The sequence below is a fragment of the Streptococcus loxodontisalivarius genome (genome assembly GCF_016908645.1).
Lineage (GTDB): Bacteria > Bacillota > Bacilli > Lactobacillales > Streptococcaceae > Streptococcus > Streptococcus loxodontisalivarius.
In genome coordinates, this window is sequence record NZ_JAFBEH010000038.1 from 1 (window position 1) to 20,788 (window position 20,788).

Sequence of the window (20,788 nt, forward strand, 5' to 3'; positions counted from 1 at the left end):
AGAGTCCTTATAGTGTTTGTTGTGGTGACTACATTATATCTCTCTGAGATGTTTTTTTATACTTTCGACTGGCTAACTTCATTTTAGAACTTTCTATAGGTTTATCGACATTATAAAAAGTCAAGAAGTTTGACTTCTTGACTTTCTTATTTTAACTTAAATCTTTTTTCCACTCTGATAAGATATTTGAAAAGGCAACTAAGAGCCATTAGAAAAACACCTCAACTAAGAGATGCTCCCCCATGGTAATACTGTTTACGGCATACACTGTTTTTTACTAAGGTAGTGATTGTGTTGATGGCACTACTTAAAAATAATAATCTTCCTCGTCAAAATCATCCTCAAAATCAGGATAAGTACTGTTAAAATCTTTCAAAAGCGCTGCTATCAACGCTTCTCTAACTTGCTCATCAGTCAAGCTTTTAACATAAGCAGTGATTTCTTTAAGTTCTTGCTGTCGAGCAATCGTATATTCTGATTCCCATTCCTGATAACGCGCTTCCTTTTCACGCACCTCTTCTTCCCACTCTGCAAAAATAGCTTCAGCCTGTTGAGGAAAATGATAAAAGTACAAAGCCACCATGTGTTTGCAAATTACTCGCCTACCTGAGGAAAATGGGCAACTACAACTTGATTTCCTAGGATGATTAATATCTATTGTAACATCATAAATGTTTTCTTGCGAACCACTGACCTGTCCTTTATAGATACCATCTCCGCACTTTTCTCCATTTAACACTTCCTTACTTTGATAATAGGCCATCCCCCTGCTAAAAGAAGTATTACTAGCCAAGTGAACTAATTTTAAGTCGTCCCAAATACCCATATAACTCTCCTTAATTAACTATCAATCCCATCTTTATCATTGCTAATTCTGAATAACATTGTGAACTTTGCAGTTCAGCTATAACATCTTTATCCACCAACTTTTCTCTCAATATCATAACTCACTTTTCCTCTATTTCAATCCAGTCTTCAGTACAAATACGGTGATAAATATTACTATCCAGAAAATAGATAACCCATCCTTCTTCCGCTAATTGCTTTACACGTAGTGTAATCTGTTCAATTTCCTCCTTCGTATAAGGAAAGGAAATGACTTTAGAAGTTCATTTAAATATCTTAGAATAATCAATTTAATAGCTATCAATAAACTTTTTAACAGATTCAGCAACATTCCGAATTGATTGTAACTATTCACCTGTCCACATGCTATTGTACGGAAAACAACATCAGACATTGCAACAATGGCACTTTGATTTATTTGAATCAATGAACTAAGATTTACAAAGGGGAGAGTTAAATTAGTAAAATTAGCTAATCTAGATGTATTTAATGCATTAGAAGTCGCTATGAATGCTGATAAGTTTGTCTTATTGACTATATTTTGGAAACTACTAAGAGAATTAGTCAGACCAGAGATCATTAACAAACTTTGGTCTAATTCTGTTATTGGAGACGAGGTTGTCTAACTAGCAACATCAATTTTAATAGAGCCATCCTCCTCTTTGATTACATCATTCTTTCCTCCCACAATCTCTATGTTCTATTAATTTTTATTCTATCACAAAAATGCAAAAAAAAGGCAGTAACCACAATGATTCCCCACTGTCCTTACTGCCTTTCTTCTGTCCTATAATTCTACTTCCGTTCCTTCCAAAAATCGAACTGTGATTTCGCCATCAAGTCCAAGGGTGATATGGTCTAGCACTCGACACATATCTGAGACCAAACATCAAAAATCGGATTCTTCTCGCTTTGAATACAACAAAAGAGAGAACCAATCTGATTCTCTCTCGTGCTTAATTATTCGTCAACCCACTACAGTTGACAAAGAGCCAAAAAAACAAGCCCAACATCATGCTGAACTTGCTTAGGAGATTTATGAAAAAGAAAAGTTTTAGGATGATTATAGTATATAAAGTCTCGCTTAAATATTTCTTAAGTTCCGAAAGAATTTTGGATAAGACTGCACTTATGCTGTCACGACAAAAAACAAGTTCAACATCAACTCCAGATTTACCTTTAATAACTATAGGAAATATCCGTTATTTCTTTCTTAACGATATTGCCTACATCAAAATCGTCAGAATGAAACATTGCTAAATTATACCCTTTAGAATTCATTACACTTCTGAACTCTATGCCGTCATAGGCTGGACTTTCAGATTCTGAAGATACAATTGATTTTACAAAGTCTGCAATATACTGGGTCGGAAGATAATCTAAAACATCATCAGTTTTTCTCATAATTCTTCCCATCTCTTCATCGATTTTTACTAAATGTTGCTTATTTATGGCTAATTCTGCTATATCATCAATAATTCCGTCTTGAAAGGGACTAATTTGGTTAATTCTTTTAAAATCTACTACGATTATATCATTTTTTAACGAGAACTCTCCGATACACACAGTATCATATAAACCTGTTCGTGTTTCATGTATTGCAGTCTTATCTGAATCAGCCAAATACAATCTAGAAACACCCCTTGCATTTGCACGACCATCTGAAGACTTTCCCTCAGGCGGTGCTCCAATCTCCTCAGGTTTAAATATAACTCCTTTTTCTGAAATTCGACAACGAAAGAATTTCTTTCCTGCTTCATATGGTTTCACTATAGCTGCACAATATTTTTTCAAAATTCTTTTATTAAGTTGATTGGAATGGAAGCGATTATTATATTTAATATCACTAACAAATGACTCCCAGGTATCTGTCAATAATGAATGATCTTTAAGGTATCTCTTATCATATTTCTTAGTAATCTCGACCATTGAATTCAGTAACTCTCTGACTTGCGGTGTATTTTTACAAATTGCTAACACCATATTATACACTTTATTCTCATCAGTACTTTTAAATATATTCCAATTTTTAATTATTTCAGTCTTGAGAGAGAAACCATCTCCCTCTTTTATATTAGGTATGTTCTCTATCTTAGAAAATATCGAAATAAATGAATCGAAATACATTTCAAACAAATAACTCTCTGTAACCGAATCATAAACATAATCTTCTGACTTACAATTATCACAAGTACCTCGATTCTGCTTTTCCACTATTACAACTTTTAGGATATTATCAGCAAAACATTCTTGACAAATCTTCATCAGCTTTCCTCTTTACTTTTAAAGTAATTCGCTATCAGCTCAATGTGATGCATAATTGATAGTTTTTTCACTGTTCCAAGACCAGGATATGACTCTGTATTGTAAAGTCGCTCAAATTCATCTATAGCTATTGTTCTTTGTATTTTTCCACTCCTAACAGCAGTAATCAATTTCTCCAATGCCTCTTTAAATTTACCTGCAGGGTTAGAAGGATCTGTATTAGAATTAGATACAAAATGATTAACTCGTAAATTAAACTCTTCATCAAAATATACAATATGTATTGCAACAGCATATGGAGCAAAACCCGATTCACTATAATCTTCTCCAACTATAGAATAATCTGAGAAACCTTTGTATCCATCAGCTGAAAAATATAGATGATCATCAGTATAAAATTCATCCTCATTCTTTAAGTAGTCTGTATTTCTTGGTAATTTTATAAAATTATCATTAATTTTGACCCTAGGATCTTTGACCTCTCGTTTTAGTCTACTATTTTCTGAAATAATATTATAGGCTATATCTTGATTAATATAATTGTTCTTATATCCTTCTAAATCATCAGCTTGCTTACAGATAATAATTTTACCAGCATCTTTAGTTTGATTAAAATCATCAGTTTCGTTATAATCTTTACTCATTAAGGAAACCCGTAACAAGTGATTATTACCCTCTAAAACCTTATTTAAGCGCTCAACAAGATTTTCTTTTTGACTTTCACCTAACTCGGACACAAAAGAACCTACTTGAGGATTCATTACTAAAGAACAGTTTTGATTTTTTTCTTGAAATTTTTCTAGTATATTGATGAGAGTTGAAGATAACTTAACTGGTTCTATTATTGGTAAAATATACTCACCTAATTTATCATTATCCAACAATTCTCTTAGTGCAATCAACTCATATTGTCTGCCCCTTAAATACGGAAAATACATAATTCTCTCCTTTATTTTGTTAATATATTATCTAAAATATCATAGTCTTTAGTTTTAAAATCCATAAAATATACTAAAAACTTTAGTTCATATGGTATCTTTTTAAATTTTTCCTTATCTACTGCATTCCTTGTTTTTAGTTCTGCTAAAAAATCTAGATAAAATTCATCTATTGGAAGGGTTAATAATTTTTCTTTGCAAACATCATAATAATCAAATTGGGAAACTTGAGGCAATAATCCAAAACGCTTCAATATAATACTTTCATACTCTTTTTTTCGTAATATTTTAAACATAATCGATTTATCTAAATCATCCCTGTATGGTTCTGGTTTATTTAGCGTTTTAAATGATTCATTCTTTTGTAAAGCATATAATCCGACTGGTTTATTTAAATCTGCTATCTTCCTACGAACTGGATCTAAATTTTTTTCATATGTTACAATTGCCACATGGTCAAATGCTTTATAATATTCATTTATTTGATTTTCTAGTCTCTCTAAATTATCCAATTCTGTTTTTATTTCATAAACTATTGCTTTACCATTAATTAGAATAAAATCTGGTTTCGCTGAACCAACTGGAATTTCTGTTAAAGCTGTAGTTGTATTCAAGCTATGTACACCGAGTAATTTTTTATTAAATAGAGTATTCTTATAAAAATACTCATTTCTATACCCTTTAGATAATTGTTGATACGCTTCTTTGACAGCTATTATTAGTTTTTCTTCATTTTGAATTATTCTAGCAAAGCCATCATCCTTTTTATTTCGTAGGAGATTTTTTATCATAGATCTAGAAAAAAATCTATTTAATAAATAATTATTCCTTGCACTCATCGAGATTTCCTTCTTTATTCATTTAAGAGTATCCTATGAAATAATCATCATAGATAACCTTATTATAACAAAAAATCCATTATTTGCTAAGCTCTTTAGCGTAAACTGTACATCATTAACCTATCTCTTCTCTATTTTCTTCATTTATTAACTTCTCATGCCAAAACACACCCCAACTTCCTAGCTGGGGTGCTCTGCTTATTTTCAAACTCTTAATGTCTAAAATGTCTCACGCCTGTGAAGATCATGGTCAAGCCGTGTTTGTTTGCAGCGTCGATAGATTCTTGGTCACGGACTGAGCCACCTGGCTGGATGATTGCTTTGATGCCTGCGGCAGCGATTTCTTCAATGTTGTCCGCAAATGGGAAGAAGGCATCTGATGCTAGAACAGCACCGTCAAGGTGGTCTTTAGCCTGCTCGATAGCAATCTTAACTGAGCCGACACGGTTGGTTTGACCTGCACCAAGTCCAAGCGTCATGTGGTCGTTGGTGATAATAATCCCGTTAGACTTAACGTACTTGATAGCCTTCCAAGCAAACTCAAGAGCAGTCGCCTCTTGTTCTGTTGGCTGGCGGTCTGTCACCACTTGCCAATCAGCTGGATTTTCAGCTACAACGTCTTGGTTTTGCACCAAAAGTCCACCAACTACGCCAGTGTACTCAGCTTCCACTTCGCTGGCAGCTTGGGCATCAAACGGCAACTCAAGAATACGCAAGTTTTTCTTTTTATTTGTGAGAATAGCTAGCGCTTCTTCTGAGTATGATGGTGCGATGATGATTTCCAAGAAGATAGGGTGCATCTTCTCAGCTGTCGCTGCGTCAACTTCACGGTTAAGAACAACAATTCCACCGAAGATTGAAACTGGGTCAGCTTCATAAGCGTAATCCCAAGCTGTCTCAATATCATCAGCCTGTCCAATACCACATGGGTTCATGTGTTTGAGGGCAACAACTGTTGGACGGTCTTTAAAATCACGGATAATGCGGATTGCTGCATCAGCATCACGGATATTATTGAAGGACAATTCTTTACCGTTGAGCTGTTTAGCTGAAGCGATTGAGTAATCTGTTGGCAAGGCTTTTTGGTAGAAATCAGCGTCTTGTTGTGGATTTTCTCCGTAACGCATAGCCTGTTTAAGGTCGTAAGTAATGGTTAATTTTTCAGGCTTAGCCTCTCCCACTTGAGCTGTGAAGTACTCAGCAATCAAAGCGTCGTAGGCTGCTGTGTGACGGAAGACCTTAGCCGCCAAGCGTTGACGAGTTTCAAATGTCGTCTGACCAGCGTCAGCCAATTCTCCCAAGACAGTCGCATAGTCCGCTGGGTCAACCACAACGGTTACGCTAGCATGGTTTTTAGCAGCTGAGCGAAGCATTGATGGACCACCGATGTCGATGTTTTCCACCGCCAAATCGTAGGTCACGTCTGGGCGAAGGATAGTCTCCTTGAAGGGATAGAGGTTGACAACCACGAGGTCAATCAGCTCAATATTGTTGTCCTTAGCAGCCTGAAGGTGGCTGTCAGCGTCGCGACGAGCCAAAAGCCCACCGTGAATGTTTGGGTGGAGGGTCTTAACACGACCGTCCATCATTTCTGGGAATCCAGTCACATCATCGATGGCAATGGTCTCCACACCAGCATCGTCAAGGGTAACCTTAGTCCCACCAGTTGAGATAATATCCCAACCCAAGTTTTTCAATTCTTTTGCAAAGTCAACAATTCCTGACTTGTCAGAAACTGAGATTAAAGCACGTTTAGTCATGAGTTCTCCTTTTTTTTAACTCTTTGTAGTAATAGACTATATCAGAAAGATTCTCAGATTTATCTAAAATTTTATAACTCCTTTTTGATATAGGAATTGCTTCTTTTTGCCAATAAAATTCCTGTTCCTTAGAAACTCCGAAATGAGAAATACTCCTTTCTTTCCAGACTTGTCTATGTGTCTGTCCTTCTAATAAATAATATTGTTTAAAATTGTAAGTGTCTTTTACTATCATTATACAATTCGTTTCCCACTCATTCGATACATTGAATGAGGAAATTTCATTATATCGAAAACTATCTAATTTTAGATAAGAGTTATCGCCCTTATATTTTATTACAAATAAAGATCGTAGTACCATATAAATTAGGAATATATAGTTTAAATACCAAAGAAAATTTATCACCGTTTCTTCTGTAATTTCTTTAATCACTACAAAATTATTTTCAATAAAAAATTTATCAGGTTTAATAATGAAAATAGTAAAAATATAAACAACAAATAAATTTGTAGATAAATTTACAATTAAACTAAACAGCCTTTTAGCAGCACTGACTGGGTTCCAAGATTCAATATAACCACTTATGTATTCTATGTCTTCAGGAAGGCTATTAAAAATTGGTGTTTTCTCAAATAATAATAAAATCACTAAGATGACTATAAATAATACTGTATAAATTACTAAGATATTATCGTAAACAATGGATAAGATTTCTAATAATAATCCAATTAATTTTTTCAGAACTAAATTAGTAGTTAAAAACCTAGATATTTCTGTACCTTTATCCAGGTATACAAGTAGATTAAGAAACACAAACAATATGTAAATTATAGGTAACTTTGTATACTCTTCAGTGATTTTCTTCAGCTTTGACCAACTGCTAATGATATTCTCCATTATTTTCTTACTACCCCTAAATCATCCAAAACCATTGGGTAGAGTTGGTATTCGGTTTCATGGATGCGGGTTTCAAAGCTTTCTAGGCTATCGTCTGCTAGGCGTGGCACGCGCACCTGTTGGATGACCTGACCGGTGTCCACACCAGAATCAACCCAGTGAATGGTCACACCAGACTGGTCAACACCTGCCTCCCAAGCATCCTCGATACCGTGGGCACCCGGAAATTCAGGTAGGTAGGCTGGGTGAATATTGATGATACGCCCTTCATAGGCTGAGAGCAAGGTTTCTCCGACAATCTTCATATAGCCCGCCAGACAGACCAAGTCAATCTCGTGTTTGTCCAACAAATCAACGATGGCTTGCTCGTAAGCCGCCTTGTTTTCAAACTCCTTGAGTTCAAAAGCGAAGCTTGGAATGGCTAAGTTCTGAGCACGCTCTAAAACATAGGCATCACGATGATCTGAAAAGACAAAACTAACTGGAAACTGCTCTGCTATGACCTGAAAGTTGGAACCATTACCAGAAGCAAAAACAGCGATTTTCATATTCGATACAAAGGGATGATTCGGCTTGCCGAAAAATTTCGTAGAAAAATAGGAAAACGAACAACGACGCTTGCGTCTAAGTCGTTTTATCTTTTTTCCTAGAAATTTAATCCCGTGTTCAGTTAGGCAAACTAACTAAACACTCCTTTCTTATAAAATTTAGTGACTTATTTAATCACCACACTAGCGTCAGCTTTTTTCACAATACGGCCGATTTCATAAACTGGTTCGTCTAAAAGTTCTTTGACACGGTCAACATTTTCAGGGCTAACAGCCAGCATAAGACCGACACCCATATTGAAGATTTCAAACATTTCTTCGTGCTTGATCTCACCATATTTTTCAAGCGCCTTGAAGATTGGAAGTACAGGAACCTTGTCCTCATCGATTTCCGCAGCCAAATCATCGGCAAACATACGAGGAACATTCTCGATAAAACCACCACCCGTGATGTGGGCGATACCGTTAACCAATTCTTCCTTGATCAATGGCAGAGCTGCTTTAACATAGATACGAGTTGGCTCAAGAAGAACATCCTTAAGTTGTTTGCCTTCAAGCTCTGGAAGTACCTCATCACCAGTATAATCAGCAAAGACACGACGTACCAATGAATAACCATTTGAGTGGATACCACTTGAAGCAAGCCCCAGAAGAATATCTCCTTCTTTTACTTTTGAACCGTCGATGATTTGAGATTTTTCAGCCACACCAACAGCAAAGCCTGCAAGGTCATAATCATCTTCGCCATACATACCAGGCATCTCAGCCGTTTCACCACCGATAAGAGCTGCGCCAGCTTGAACACAACCTTCAGCAACACCAGCGACAACCTGTTCCAATTTGGCAGGTTCGTTTTTACCAGTCGCCACATAGTCAAGGAAGTAAAGGGGCTCAGCACCTGCTGCAATAATATCATTGACACACATGGCAACACAGTCTTGACCGATTGTGTCGTGCTTGTCGTACTTGATAGCAAGCATGAGTTTTGTTCCGACACCGTCAGTCCCTGAAATCAAGACAGGTTCTTTAACACCTGTTTGTGACAGGTCAAACATACCACCAAAGCCACCGAGAGCTCCCATGACACCTGCACGTTCTGTGCGAGCAACGTGTTTCTTGATACGTTCAACAACTTCATAGCCCGCTTCTACGTCAACACCAGATTGGGCATAAGCATTTTTTGACATAATATTTTCCTTCTTTTTACTTCTAATAAATCGGCAAAGCCAGCACTTATTTCACCGCATCGATGTAAAAGCTGGTTTTTTCTTCCAAACTCTTGAGATAAGGCTCTTCATAGTCATAGAGAGGCGTTGGGTATTTCCCGTCAAAGTAAGCCACACAGAGGCCACCATTTGGCGTATCTGTCTCAAGACCGATAGACTCAATCAATCCTTCCAATGAAAGGTAGGTCAAACTATCTGCACCGATAATCTCACAGACCTCATCAACCGTGTGGTTGGCTGAAATCAACTCACGACGAGTCTGAATATCAATACCATAGAAACATGGATACTTAAGCTCTGGACTACCAATAGCCACGTGAACTTCCTTAGCACCTGCCTCGCGCAGCAATTGCACGATACGACGAGAAGTCGTGCCACGCACGATAGAGTCGTCAATCATAACCACACGCTTGCCTTTGACAACACTTGACACTGCTGACAACTTCATGCGAACACCCTGCTCACGCAACTCTTGCGTCGGTTGGATGAAGGTACGTTGCGTGTACTGATTTTTGACCAGACCCATTTCATTTGGCAGACCTGATTCTTCGGCAAAGCCCATGGCTGCGCTCAGTGACGAGTTAGGTACACCAACCACGATATCTGCTTCAAATTGGAATTCTTGAGCTAGGCGGCGCCCCATATTCTTACGAGCGGTGTGAACATTGACACCAGCAATGTCAGAATCAGGACGAGCAAAGTAGATATATTCCATGGAACAGATAGCCAACTGTGTATCAGTTGTATAGCTATCGTACTGGATGCCATTGTCATCGATGATGATAATCTCACCAGGATTGACATCACGAACCCACTCCGCACCGACAACTTCAAAGGCACAGGTTTCACTTGAAACAACCCAAGCGCCATTCTTCATACGACCGATTGAGAGTGGACGGAAACCATTTGGATCCAGCGCAGCAATAAGCTTATCCTCAGTCATCAAAAGATAGGCAAAGCCACCTTTGACAGTATTGAGAGCTTCTTTGACCTTACCGATAAATTCTGGATTATGGCTGCGACGAATCAAGTGCATGAGAATCTCAGTATCAGATGAGGCATTGAAAATCGCCCCTTGACTTTCCAACTCTTTCTTGAGAGAGAGCGCATTTGTCAGATTACCATTGTGGGCTAGTCCCAACTGTTCATCTGTAAAGTTGTAAAGGAAGGGCTGAATGTTATTGATTGAAGCCGCGCCAGCTGTCGCATAGCGAACGTGCCCAATAGCAGCTGTCCCTGTCAATTTATCCAAATCAGCAGGGTTTCTAAAGACTTCTGAAAGAAGTCCTGTATCACGGTGTTGAAGAAGTTTTCCCTTGTCATTAGTGACAATCCCTGCTCCTTCTTGACCGCGGTGTTGAAGACTGTGAAGCCCAAAGTAAGTGACTTGAGCGGCCTGAGGGTGACCCCAGATACCAAATACACCACATTCTTCGTTGAGAGATTTTACTTCGTATGTCATTATTTTTTCCTAATTCTTTTTGTATCTCTCCTTAAGTAGTGAGGTCGCTCTCAACTAGCTTTGATGATTTTCTTAATTTTGACTCTGTCGTCATCAATGCCGACATCAAAATAGAAAATCTATCAAGCTATTTTCAAGCTAGTCATTGAGCCTTGGTCTCAATGACTCCCAAATACCACTACGGCGGAGAGATACGGTTAAGCTCGCTTCGCTCGCGTTTCCTTATACATTTTATGGAAAAATTTGAGAAAATTATTTTCCTGTAAAGTATTTTACAGCACTTGCAAAGAGGGCTTGGTCTTTGTTACCAGGGATATTTTGGAAGAGTCCGTCTTCCCAGCGTTCTGAGTGTCCCATCTTACCGATGATTTGACCATTCTTGCTGGTAATCCCTTCGATGGCATTGACAGAGCCGTTTGGATTGTATTTAGAATCCATAGATGGTTGGCCGTCAAAGTCCACATATTGGCTCCAGATTTGACCATTGTCTCTTAGCTCTGCAAATTCAGAAGCGCTGACAACAAATTTACCTTCACCGTGTGATACTGGGATGGCATGAATATCGCCGACCTCAACTCCTGCCAACCAAGGTGAGTTGGTATTTGCGATACGAGTCTCAACCATCTTGGCAACGTGCTGGTTGGCATCGTTATAGAAGAGAGTTGGACTTGTCTCACCAGCTTCCTCGAAGTTTCCGTATGGAAGAAGACCTGATTTAACAAGGGCTTGGAAACCATTACAGATACCGATGATAAGACCACTATTTTCGATAAAGCTGTCAATAGCTGCGCGGACCTTCTCGTTAAGCAAGATATTGACGATAAACTTAGCAGACCCATCTGGTTCATCCGCTGCCGAGAACCCTCCAGCAAAGAAGATGATATTTGCCTTAGCAATATTAGCAACCATTGTGTCAACTGACTCAGCAATAGCAGCCTCATTCAAGGTTACAAATGGTACCAAGTTGACACTAGCTCCAACCTGTTCAAAGGCCTTAGCTGAATCGTATTCTGAGTTAGTACCAGGGAAGACTGGAATGTAAACCACTGGTTTTTCAATGACTTCCTTAGCCTTGATAACAGCATCTGATACCACAGCAGGAACTTCTTCAAGAGCATCTGCCTGTTCGAATTCTGTTGGGTAAACCTCTTCCAATTTGCCTTCAAAGGCTGCTAGAAGGCTTGCGCCAGATAGGTCATTTCCATTGACAGTGACTGTAAAGTCTGCCTGAGTTTGACCGATTTTCACAGCGCCAGCGATTTCCTCAGCTGATGTAAAAACAAAGCCTCCGAGTTGAGCTGTCAAGCTGCTGTCAAGCTCTGCAATTTCAACAGATGCACCGATACGGTTACCAAAAGTCATGAGAGCAAGACTTTCTAGGACACCACCGTATTTAACGGCTGAGGCAGCTGTAATCTTATGTTGAGTTTGAATAGCTTCAAACTGGCTAAAGTTAGCCTTGATAAGGTCAAAATCAATATCTTCTGAAATAGCTTGACCTGGAATGTAGTAGATGTTCTCACCATCTGCTTTAAACTCAGGAGAGAGAACCTTGCGGCTATCTGCTGTCGTCACACCGAAAGCTACCAAGGTTGGTGGTACTGTCAACTCTTCGAAAGTACCAGACATCGAGTCCTTACCGCCGATTGACGGCAAGCCAAGTTGAATCTGAGCCTCAATAGAACCAAGAAGAGCTGATACTGGCTGACCAAAACGCTCTGCCTGTTTGTCCATACGCTCGAAGTACTCTTGGTAAGAGAAGCGTGCACGAGACCAGTCAGCACCTGTTGCTACCAAGCGAGCTGTCGCTTCAATGACAGCATAGGCAGCACCATGGTAAGGTGACCATTCTGCAATATAAGGATTATAACCTTGAGCCATAACAGATGCTGTTGTCGTCACACCATGTTGAACTGGCAATTTTTGAACTGAACTTTCTGTCGGTGTAATTTGGTAACGACCACCGATTGGGTGGTTAACGGTTGAACGACCAACAGATGAGTCGAAGATTGTTTGAAGACCTTTTTGGCTAGCGTGGTTGAGGTCAGACAAGACCTTAAGTGTATCTGCTTCAAGTGTCTCTGCAGATGTTGTGCGTGCTTCTGGAACTGTCAAGTCCTTGTCAACGACTTTAGCATCAACAACGACACGAACACCGTTGGTATCAAGGAAACGGCGTTCCAAGTCAACGATGGTTTCGCCATTCCAAGTCATGACAAGATTTGGTTTTTCAGTCACAGTCGCAACAACGACTGCATCGATATTTTCCTTGTTGCAGGCTGCGATGAAGGCATCCACATCACTTGGACGAACAACGACTGACATACGCTCTTGTGATTCTGAGATTGCAATTTCAGTACCATTAAGACCTTGGTATTTAAGAGGTACCTTGTCCAAATCGATTTCAAGACCGTCAGCCAATTCACCGATGGCAACACAGACACCACCTGCACCGAAGTCATTTGATTTCTTAATTAGGCGAGTGACATTACCATCACGGAAAAGACGTTGAATCTTACGCTCTTCGATGGCATTCCCTTTTTGTACCTCTGCGCCAGCTGTTTCCACAGATTCAACCGTTTGAACCTTAGATGAACCTGTCGCACCACCGACACCGTCACGACCTGTTTTACCACCGAGCAAGATGACCACATCGCCTGCCTCTGGTTTTTCACGAACCACATTTTCCTTAGGTGCAGCACCAACCACAGCTCCAAGCTCCATGCGTTTGGCTACAAAGCCAGGGTGGAAGTACTCACGCACATAAGTTGTCGCAAGCCCAATTTGGTTACCATATGAAGAATAGCCGTGCGCCGCAGTCTTAGAAATAACCTGTTGTGGCAATTTCCCAGCACGTGTTTCCGCAATCGGAGTCGTAATATCGCCTGCGCCTGAAATACGCATAGCTTGATAAACGTATGAACGTCCTGACAATGGGTCACGAATAGCACCACCGATACAAGTCGCCGCTCCACCGAATGGCTCAATTTCTGTTGGGTGATTGTGAGTCTCGTTCTTAAACATGAGGAGCCAAGGCTCTTTCACACCATCAACATCTACTTCAATTTCAACTGAGCAGGCATTGATTTCATCTGAGACTTCCATATCATCCAGACGACCATTGGCACGCTCATAACGACCAAAGATAGTCGCCATATCCATAAGTGTTTGTGGCTTTTCAGAACGACCAAGTTCATCACGCATGGCAATGTATTTGTCATAAGTCGCCTGCAATTGTTTTTGGAATTTAGAAGCTGAAAAGTCGATGTTCTTCAATTCCGTTTCAAAGGTTGTGTGACGGCAGTGGTCTGACCAGTAAGTATCCAAAACTTTCAACTCAGTCTCAGTTGGCACACGCCCGATTGATTTGAAATAATCTTGGATGAAGAGAAGGTCATCGACCTCCATAGCCAAGCCCTGCTCTGCCTTATAAGCCGCAAAATCGTCAGCTTTATAAGTTTCAAAGAAATCAAGATTAGGGATTGTCCTGTCAGACACAGAGAAAGCCTGCTCCTCAAGCGGCAAAGTAATGTCCTTGAAACGTGAATCAACGGGATTCAAAAGATAGTTCTTAACAGCTTCAAGCTCTGCTTCTGCAATATCCTTATTGACCAAGTAAAGCTGAGCTGTATTGACCTTGACCTGACTGTCACTTCCAAGCAATAGCAAAGCTTCTTGCGAACTAGCAGCACGTTGGTCAAATTGACCAGGAAGCGCCTCAATGGCAAAGAAGGCAACCTTATCAAGCTCCGCAGTAATTTCAGCTTCTGTCAAAAGACGGTCTGTCACCTGCTCAGAGAAAATATGCTTCTCAGCACGCGCCAGCAAATCCTCAGCCAAATTAAAGACATCATAGACCTGCACAATACGCAACTCCTTCAAAGAAGTCAGTTGTAGATTATGCGTCAACTCTTTCACAAGACTAGCCGATTTAATGCCAAAGTCAGCCTTTTTCTCAACAAAAATACGTTTATTCATTTATAAATCCTTTATCTATAAAGTGTGTTTTCTTTTTATGGAATTGTTTGAAAACCATTTTCCTTTTTATCCAGCCCTTCTTATGTGGTTGGCTCAAACAGTCTGGGGATAGGTGGGAGATAAAGCAAACGAAGTTTGCAACAAATGTAGGCGTACGTAGTACGCCGCCTCCGATAGTCTCCGCCGTGGTGCTAAGAGCGACAAAGTCGCTCGGGGGAAAGTAAAAGACCTTAGGCTTTTCCTTTAGTAATGAAACCGAAGGTTTGCGACACGAAGTAGCAATTTCGATAATAAATTGCTACTTCGTTAGTGCATCGTCTAGGTTGTGTCTAATGGGAACAACCGATTTGACGATGCCTTACGATAATTCTTCGTTTCCTGTTGTTATCCTCAAACAGTCCACTGGACTGTTTGAGCCCCACCACTTAAGGAGACTATCAAAAACAAAAAATTCAACAATGGGAATAATTCTTAATCAAGTGCCTTCAATTTTTCAAGTACAACTTGATAGACATCCGTCAAGCTACCAAGATCTCTACGAAAAACATCCTTGTCCATATGATTACCATCAGCATCCCAGAGACGGCAGTTATCAGGTGAGAATTCATCAGCCAAGATGATCTTGCCGTCCTTGTCAAATCCAAACTCCAACTTGAAGTCGATCAACTTAAGCCCAATCTTAGCAAACCAATCTTTCAAGAGCTCATTGATACGACGAGTCTCTTCTTTCAGATAAGCAATCTCCTCATCATTGGCAATCTCCAAGAACTTCACGTGCTCATCATTGATGAAAGGATCATCCAAATCATCATTTTTGTAGTAAAATTCCACGATTGGAGTTTCAAACACACGCCCTTCTTCCACTCCAAAGCGTTTTGAAAATGAACCTGCTGTCACATTTCGCAAAACCACCTCAAGTGGAATAATGTCAACTTTTTTATTCAATTGTTCGGTTTCTGAGATTTGCTCGATAAAGTGCGTTGCTACACCTGCCGCATTCAATTTCTCAAAAATAAGAGACGAAATCTGATTATTAAGCACTCCTTTGCCTTCGATAGTCTCTTTACGAGCTCCGTTTAGCATGGTTGCCTGGTCCTTGTAGACCGACTTAATCACATTTTCGTCTTCTGTACTATAGATATCTTTTGCTTTTCCCTGATAAATAAGTTGATTGCTCATCGTATTGTTCGCCTTTCGTCTTTGTTCTTTTTCATTATAACATAGCAAAGCTTCAAAATAAACAATAAACAGACTTTTAGGTTAAATAAAAATAAAATCATTCGGGATTTACTTAAAACTAGATTGATAGTTCAAATAAAAAAGCTGATCTGGAGCAATCTCCAAATCAGCTTCAATTTTCTTAGTTGACACGCTGAACAACATAATCCAGCATATCTCCCATGTTTTTCATATGATCAATAGCTTGATCCGTAATCTCAATACCAAATTCATCCTCAACACTGATAACAAATTCCATCAATTCGATAGAATCTGCTCCCAAATCATCTTGAAGGCTTGTTTCTGGTGTGATTTCCAAATCCTCACGGTGCATCTGGACCTTGATGAGTTCTGAAATTCTCTCAAAAATGGCTTCTCTAGTCATTTGTCTCCTCCTTTGAAAACTCTTGGACCAACTGATTAACAACATCCGTCTCCAACATAGTACGAACTTGCTTGATCGTATAGTATATTGCTCTGTCATCACTTGAACCATGTGATTTAACAACAGGTGCCTTCAAACCAAACAAGACTGCTCCGCCTGCTGATGAATAATCCAGAGAATCACGCAAACTGCGCAAGCTATCTTTCATCAATAAGTAGCCCAGTTTTGACTTCACACCGCCGTTTTCAATAGCAGATTTGAGTTGTCCCATGATCCCAAGAGCTGTTCCTTCAATGGTTTTAAGCACAGCGTTTCCCGTGAAACCATCAGCAACCACAACGTCAGCAACTGTTTCCATCAGATCACGCGCTTCAACATTACCGATAAAGTTGATAGCCTTCTCCTGAGAAAGCAAATCGAAGGTCTCCTTACGAAGCGGGTCACCTTTTGTTGCTTCTGTACCGTTATTGAGGAGCCCGACGCGAGGTTTCTCAATACCACGAACATTCTTAGCATAGAAAGATCCCAAGATAGCATACTGGTGCAGGTGAGCTGGTGTATTCTCAGCATTAGCACCCAGATCAAGCATATCAAAACCTTGACCATCCATAGTTGGCAAGGTAGACATAAGACCTGGACGGTCCACACCTTTGATACGACCTACGACAAATAGCCCTGCTGCTAAAAGAGCACCCGTATTTCCTGCCGAGATGACAGCATCTGCCTGACCAGACTTAACAGCCTGCGCTCCTAAAACCATAGAAGCCTTTTTCTTACGACGAATCGCCTTAGCAGGCTCATCATCTGAATCAATTTTTTCATCCGTATGAATAATCGTCACACGTTCAGTAGCTGTCAGATACTGACGGATTTTGTTTTCGTCACCATAAAGCTGAATCTCAATATCAGAAAATTCAGCAAGGGCACGATTCACACCCTCAACAATAGCCTGAGGCGCATTATCGCCACCCATGGCATCAACAGCAATTTTTTTCATTTTATTCTGTCTCCCTTTCAAGCTAACACACGACAAATCAGCTCTGTAGCTGCTAGCTCTCATTTAGATAATTATTACTATTATAACATGTTTTTAATGATTTTCCATGTGTAAAAATAACCCTAAGACTTCATAATCTGACCCCATTTTCCCAAGTCATCGATAAACTTTTTAGACTTGAGATGAATCCCAACATAATCATCATAGATGGCATCCAAAAACAAACGAATCTCCCTCTTCAGATCATCATTGACCGAAATCGTCTGCAAGTCATCAAACTTGATGGTCTGAAAACGATCTAGAAGATAGGGGACATTTGGATTTAAAAAGCTCCGCTTTTCATCCTGATGGTAGTGGTCTGGACAGAGTAAACCTGAATATTTAAAAGAGAAATCAAAAGGAAGTCCAACACGATGACAAAAAGCACACTCGTGAAAATTCAACTGCACACCGAAACGCTCTAAAATCTGAACCTCAAAAATATTGGTCAAGATTTCATAATCCAGCCCCTGCTCCATCAATTCTAAAGTCTTGACCAAAAAATCAAAAAGATGAGGATCATACTGATTATCATTAACCGCCGCATCCGCTAAAGAAACGATATAAGTCGCATATGACAGTTTAAAAATATCTTCATTGATAGCTTTAAAGACCGACACCTCTCGATAATCTTCGATATAAGACAGACCAGAATCGCTGATTTTCATAATAAATTCAGCCACCGTCAGGGGCTGAATCACTGAAGCTAGTTTTGATTTACTGGCATGTTTCACGAAAAACATACGCTTTCCTGAACTTTCTGTGAAGATTTTGACCAACTTGTCATCCTCACGGAAATTGCGATTGTAGAGAACCAGCCCCTTAGAAACCTTAGTCTGCATACTGACTCATAAAGTCTTCCAGACGCGCCATCGCTTCCTTGATAACTTCCATGCTGGCAGCATATGAAATACGCAAGTAACCTTCTCCATATTGACCAAAAGCAACCCCTGGAATCAAAGCGACAGCTTTTTCACGCGCAAAATCCTGCAAGAATTTGAAAGAATCCTGTCCCTCAGCAACAGGAATCTTAGCAAAGATATAGAAAGCTCCGCTCGGTTTGATAATCTTGAAGTTCATAGCTTCCATCTTCTCAATGATGTAGTCACGACGTTTAATATACTCCTCTTTCATCGGAAGAGCATCATTTTTACCAGCCGTTAAAGCTTCGATAGCTGCATATTGAGCATTAGTTGTCGCTGCTGTTACCAAGTATTGGTGGCTCTTAATCAACTGAGCTGTCAAGACCGCTGGAGCAAAGATAAGACCGATACGCCATCCTGTCATAGCATGTGATTTAGACAAACCATTGATAACAATAGCCTGATCAGGAAGATACTCACCGATAGAGACATGAGGCTCCTCTGTGTAAGTCAACTCAGAATAGACCTCATCAGACACAACAAAGACCTCATACTTCTTAAGCACATCCGCCAAAGCCTTGATTTGCTCACGAGAGTAAGTCACGCCAGTCGGATTAGTTGGGTAGTTGAGCAAAACAGCCTTGAGTTTATCCCCTTGCTCGATAATCGCTTTTTCAAGCATTTCAGGCGTCAAAACAAAGTCATTAGCAGTCGTATCGATTTCGACCACATTAGCCCCCACTAGATTAACGATAGGCTCATAGCCAGGATAAGCAGGCGCTGGCAAAAGAACAGTATCCCCTGGCTCTAGGATAGCTGTCAGAGTCGCTGACAAGGCTTCTGTTGCTCCGATAGTCACCAAGATTTCATTTTCTGGATTATAGTTCAGATTGTATTTTTCTTTGACAAAAGCTGACGCAGCTTCTCTAAGAGCGGGCAGACCAGCCATACCAGTATAGTAACCCTGGTTAGCGTCGATAGCCGCTTTCGCTGCCTCCTTAACATGATCAGGCGTTGTGAAATCAGGCTCCCCCAAAGTCAAACGTAAGATCCCTGGAATAGAAGAAATCGATTGGTCAAACTGACGAATCAGTGACACCTCGATACGGTCCAAATTTTTATTAAAACGTTTTGTTAAATCCATAAGATACCTCGAATAATATGATTACTACTATTATACAAAAAATTCTGACAATAAACAGTCAATTACCACAGTAAATAAGAAGAAAAGCAAAAAAGGCGGTAATACTCCAACTCAATCTGTACTATAACACAAGAAATCAAGAAAATTATCCACAGCTAAGTATCTCTATACTTATCCACAAGTGGATAAAAAAGAAACCAGAATAACATTCTGGTTTCACAATCACTATCAATGATATGATTTTAATCTTACTTAGCTTTTCCAAGCTCAAACAATGGAGAAAGTGGACGTTTTTCATGAATACGGATAATAGCTTCCGCAATCAATTCAGCAATTGAGATTTGTTCAATCTTATCGATCAAACGTTCCTCTGGCAAATAGATTGTGTCCAAAACAACCAATTTTTCAATAGCTGATTTTTCAATATTATCAAGTGCAGGACCTGATAGAACTGGGTGAGTACATGAAGCGTAAACTGCAGTTGCACCAGCTTCTGCAAGAGCATCAGCCGCATGACAAATTGTTCCAGCAGTATCGATCATGTCATCGATCAAGATACATGTCTTACCAGAAACATCACCAATGATGTTCATAACCTCACTAGTGTTCATTTTGTCAACACTACGACGTTTATCAATAATTGCAATCGGAGTTTTCAAAAATTCCGCCAATTTACGCGCACGTGTCACACCACCGTGGTCTGGACTAACAACAACATCGCTACCAGTCAAGCCAGCACGATCAAAATAGTCAGCAATAAGCGGTGCACCCATCAAGTGGTCTACTGGAATATCAAAGAAGCCTTGAATTTGAGAAGCGTGAAGATCCACTGTCAAAAGACGATCAACACCAGCTACCTCAAGCATATTAGCTACCAATTTTGATGTAATAGGCTCACGAGAACGTGCTTTACGGTCCTGACGTGCATAACCATAGTATGGCATTACCACACTGATTGACTCTGCACTTGCACGTTTAAGCGCATCAACCATAATTAAAATTTCCATCAAATTGTCATTGACAGGAGAACTTGTTGATTGAAGAATAAAGACGTGTTGACCACGAATAGACTCTTCAATATTAACTTGAATCTCACCATCTGAAAATTGACGAACAGTTGACTTACCAAGTGCTAGCCCCATTGTAGAAGCTACTTTTTCTGCCAATTCCTTGTTTGAAGACAATGCAAACAATTTTAAATCAGAATAAGACATGATTTCCTCCAAAGTTTTTATCCTCTACTATTTTAAACCTTTTAGACCAATATTTCAATTAAAATTAGATAACATTTAGGGCTCTATAATTTCTGTAGTGGGTAAATCCACCAAGGAGATTGTAGGGCTTTTTGAATGTAGAAAAAAAGTCCCACATGACTTATAATG

General features: G+C 39.6%; 16 protein-coding genes. All 16 read right to left on the bottom strand.

Annotated elements, in window-relative coordinates; all coding sequences use genetic code 11:
* Positions 1-307: 307 nt before the first annotated feature.
* The 16 genes from JOC28_RS08105 to JOC28_RS08180 all read right to left on the bottom strand — a co-directional run bounded on the left by JOC28_RS08105 (position 308) and on the right by JOC28_RS08180 (position 20,620).
* Entirely contained in the window at positions 308-826 is a 519-nt protein-coding gene (locus JOC28_RS08105) for an SWIM zinc finger family protein (protein WP_205010194.1), read from the bottom strand.
* Positions 827-2,025: 1,199 nt separating this feature from the next.
* Entirely contained in the window at positions 2,026-3,111 is a 1,086-nt protein-coding gene (locus JOC28_RS08110) for an RES family NAD+ phosphorylase (RefSeq protein ID WP_205010195.1), read from the bottom strand.
* Positions 3,111-4,049, bottom strand: a complete 939-nt coding sequence (locus JOC28_RS08115) for a sce7725 family protein (RefSeq protein ID WP_205010196.1) — start codon at positions 4,047-4,049, stop codon at positions 3,111-3,113. The genes JOC28_RS08110 and JOC28_RS08115 overlap by 1 nt, the downstream gene beginning before the upstream one ends.
* An 11-nt stretch (positions 4,050-4,060) precedes the next feature.
* On the bottom strand, positions 4,061-4,888 hold the full coding sequence (locus JOC28_RS08120) for a sce7726 family protein (RefSeq protein WP_205010197.1): 828 nt from the start codon (positions 4,886-4,888) through the stop codon (positions 4,061-4,063).
* A gap of 212 nt (positions 4,889-5,100) precedes the next feature.
* A complete protein-coding gene (gene purH, locus JOC28_RS08125; RefSeq protein WP_205010198.1) occupies positions 5,101-6,648 on the bottom strand; it encodes a bifunctional phosphoribosylaminoimidazolecarboxamide formyltransferase/IMP cyclohydrolase in 1,548 nt (515 codons plus the stop codon).
* Complete coding sequence (locus tag JOC28_RS08130; RefSeq protein WP_205010199.1) at positions 6,641-7,546, bottom strand: hypothetical protein; 906 nt, start codon at positions 7,544-7,546, stop codon at positions 6,641-6,643. The genes purH and JOC28_RS08130 overlap by 8 nt, the downstream gene beginning before the upstream one ends.
* Positions 7,546-8,094: a phosphoribosylglycinamide formyltransferase gene (purN, locus tag JOC28_RS08135; protein WP_205010200.1), complete on the bottom strand. Its 549-nt coding sequence runs from the start codon at positions 8,092-8,094 to the stop codon at positions 7,546-7,548. The genes JOC28_RS08130 and purN overlap by 1 nt, the downstream gene beginning before the upstream one ends.
* Before the next feature lie 167 nt (positions 8,095-8,261).
* Complete coding sequence (gene purM / locus JOC28_RS08140) at positions 8,262-9,284, bottom strand: phosphoribosylformylglycinamidine cyclo-ligase (RefSeq protein WP_205010209.1); 1,023 nt, start codon at positions 9,282-9,284, stop codon at positions 8,262-8,264.
* A 43-nt stretch (positions 9,285-9,327) separates the two neighbouring features.
* Complete coding sequence (purF, locus tag JOC28_RS08145; protein WP_205010201.1) at positions 9,328-10,782, bottom strand: amidophosphoribosyltransferase; 1,455 nt, start codon at positions 10,780-10,782, stop codon at positions 9,328-9,330.
* A gap of 252 nt (positions 10,783-11,034) precedes the next feature.
* Positions 11,035-14,760, bottom strand: a complete 3,726-nt coding sequence (locus JOC28_RS08150) for a phosphoribosylformylglycinamidine synthase (RefSeq protein ID WP_205010202.1) — start codon at positions 14,758-14,760, stop codon at positions 11,035-11,037.
* 471 nt (positions 14,761-15,231) lie between these two features.
* On the bottom strand, positions 15,232-15,939 hold the full coding sequence (purC, locus tag JOC28_RS08155; protein ID WP_205010203.1) for a phosphoribosylaminoimidazolesuccinocarboxamide synthase: 708 nt from the start codon (positions 15,937-15,939) through the stop codon (positions 15,232-15,234).
* Between the two features lie 181 nt (positions 15,940-16,120).
* Positions 16,121-16,363, bottom strand: coding sequence for an acyl carrier protein (locus JOC28_RS08160; RefSeq protein ID WP_205010204.1), 243 nt, complete (start codon positions 16,361-16,363; stop codon positions 16,121-16,123).
* Positions 16,356-17,360, bottom strand: a complete 1,005-nt coding sequence (gene plsX / locus JOC28_RS08165) for a phosphate acyltransferase PlsX (RefSeq protein ID WP_205010205.1) — start codon at positions 17,358-17,360, stop codon at positions 16,356-16,358. Before plsX ends, JOC28_RS08160 begins: the two co-directional genes overlap by 8 nt.
* Before the next feature lie 122 nt (positions 17,361-17,482).
* On the bottom strand, positions 17,483-18,241 hold the full coding sequence (recO, locus tag JOC28_RS08170) for a DNA repair protein RecO (RefSeq protein WP_205010206.1): 759 nt from the start codon (positions 18,239-18,241) through the stop codon (positions 17,483-17,485).
* A complete protein-coding gene (locus tag JOC28_RS08175; protein ID WP_205010207.1) occupies positions 18,231-19,406 on the bottom strand; it encodes a pyridoxal phosphate-dependent aminotransferase in 1,176 nt (391 codons plus the stop codon). Before JOC28_RS08175 ends, recO begins: the two co-directional genes overlap by 11 nt.
* 248 nt (positions 19,407-19,654) lie before the next feature.
* The gene (locus tag JOC28_RS08180; RefSeq protein WP_205010208.1) at positions 19,655-20,620 is read right to left on the bottom strand and encodes a ribose-phosphate diphosphokinase; all 966 of its coding nucleotides are present in this window, start codon (positions 20,618-20,620) and stop codon (positions 19,655-19,657) included.
* Positions 20,621-20,788 lie beyond the last annotated feature (168 nt).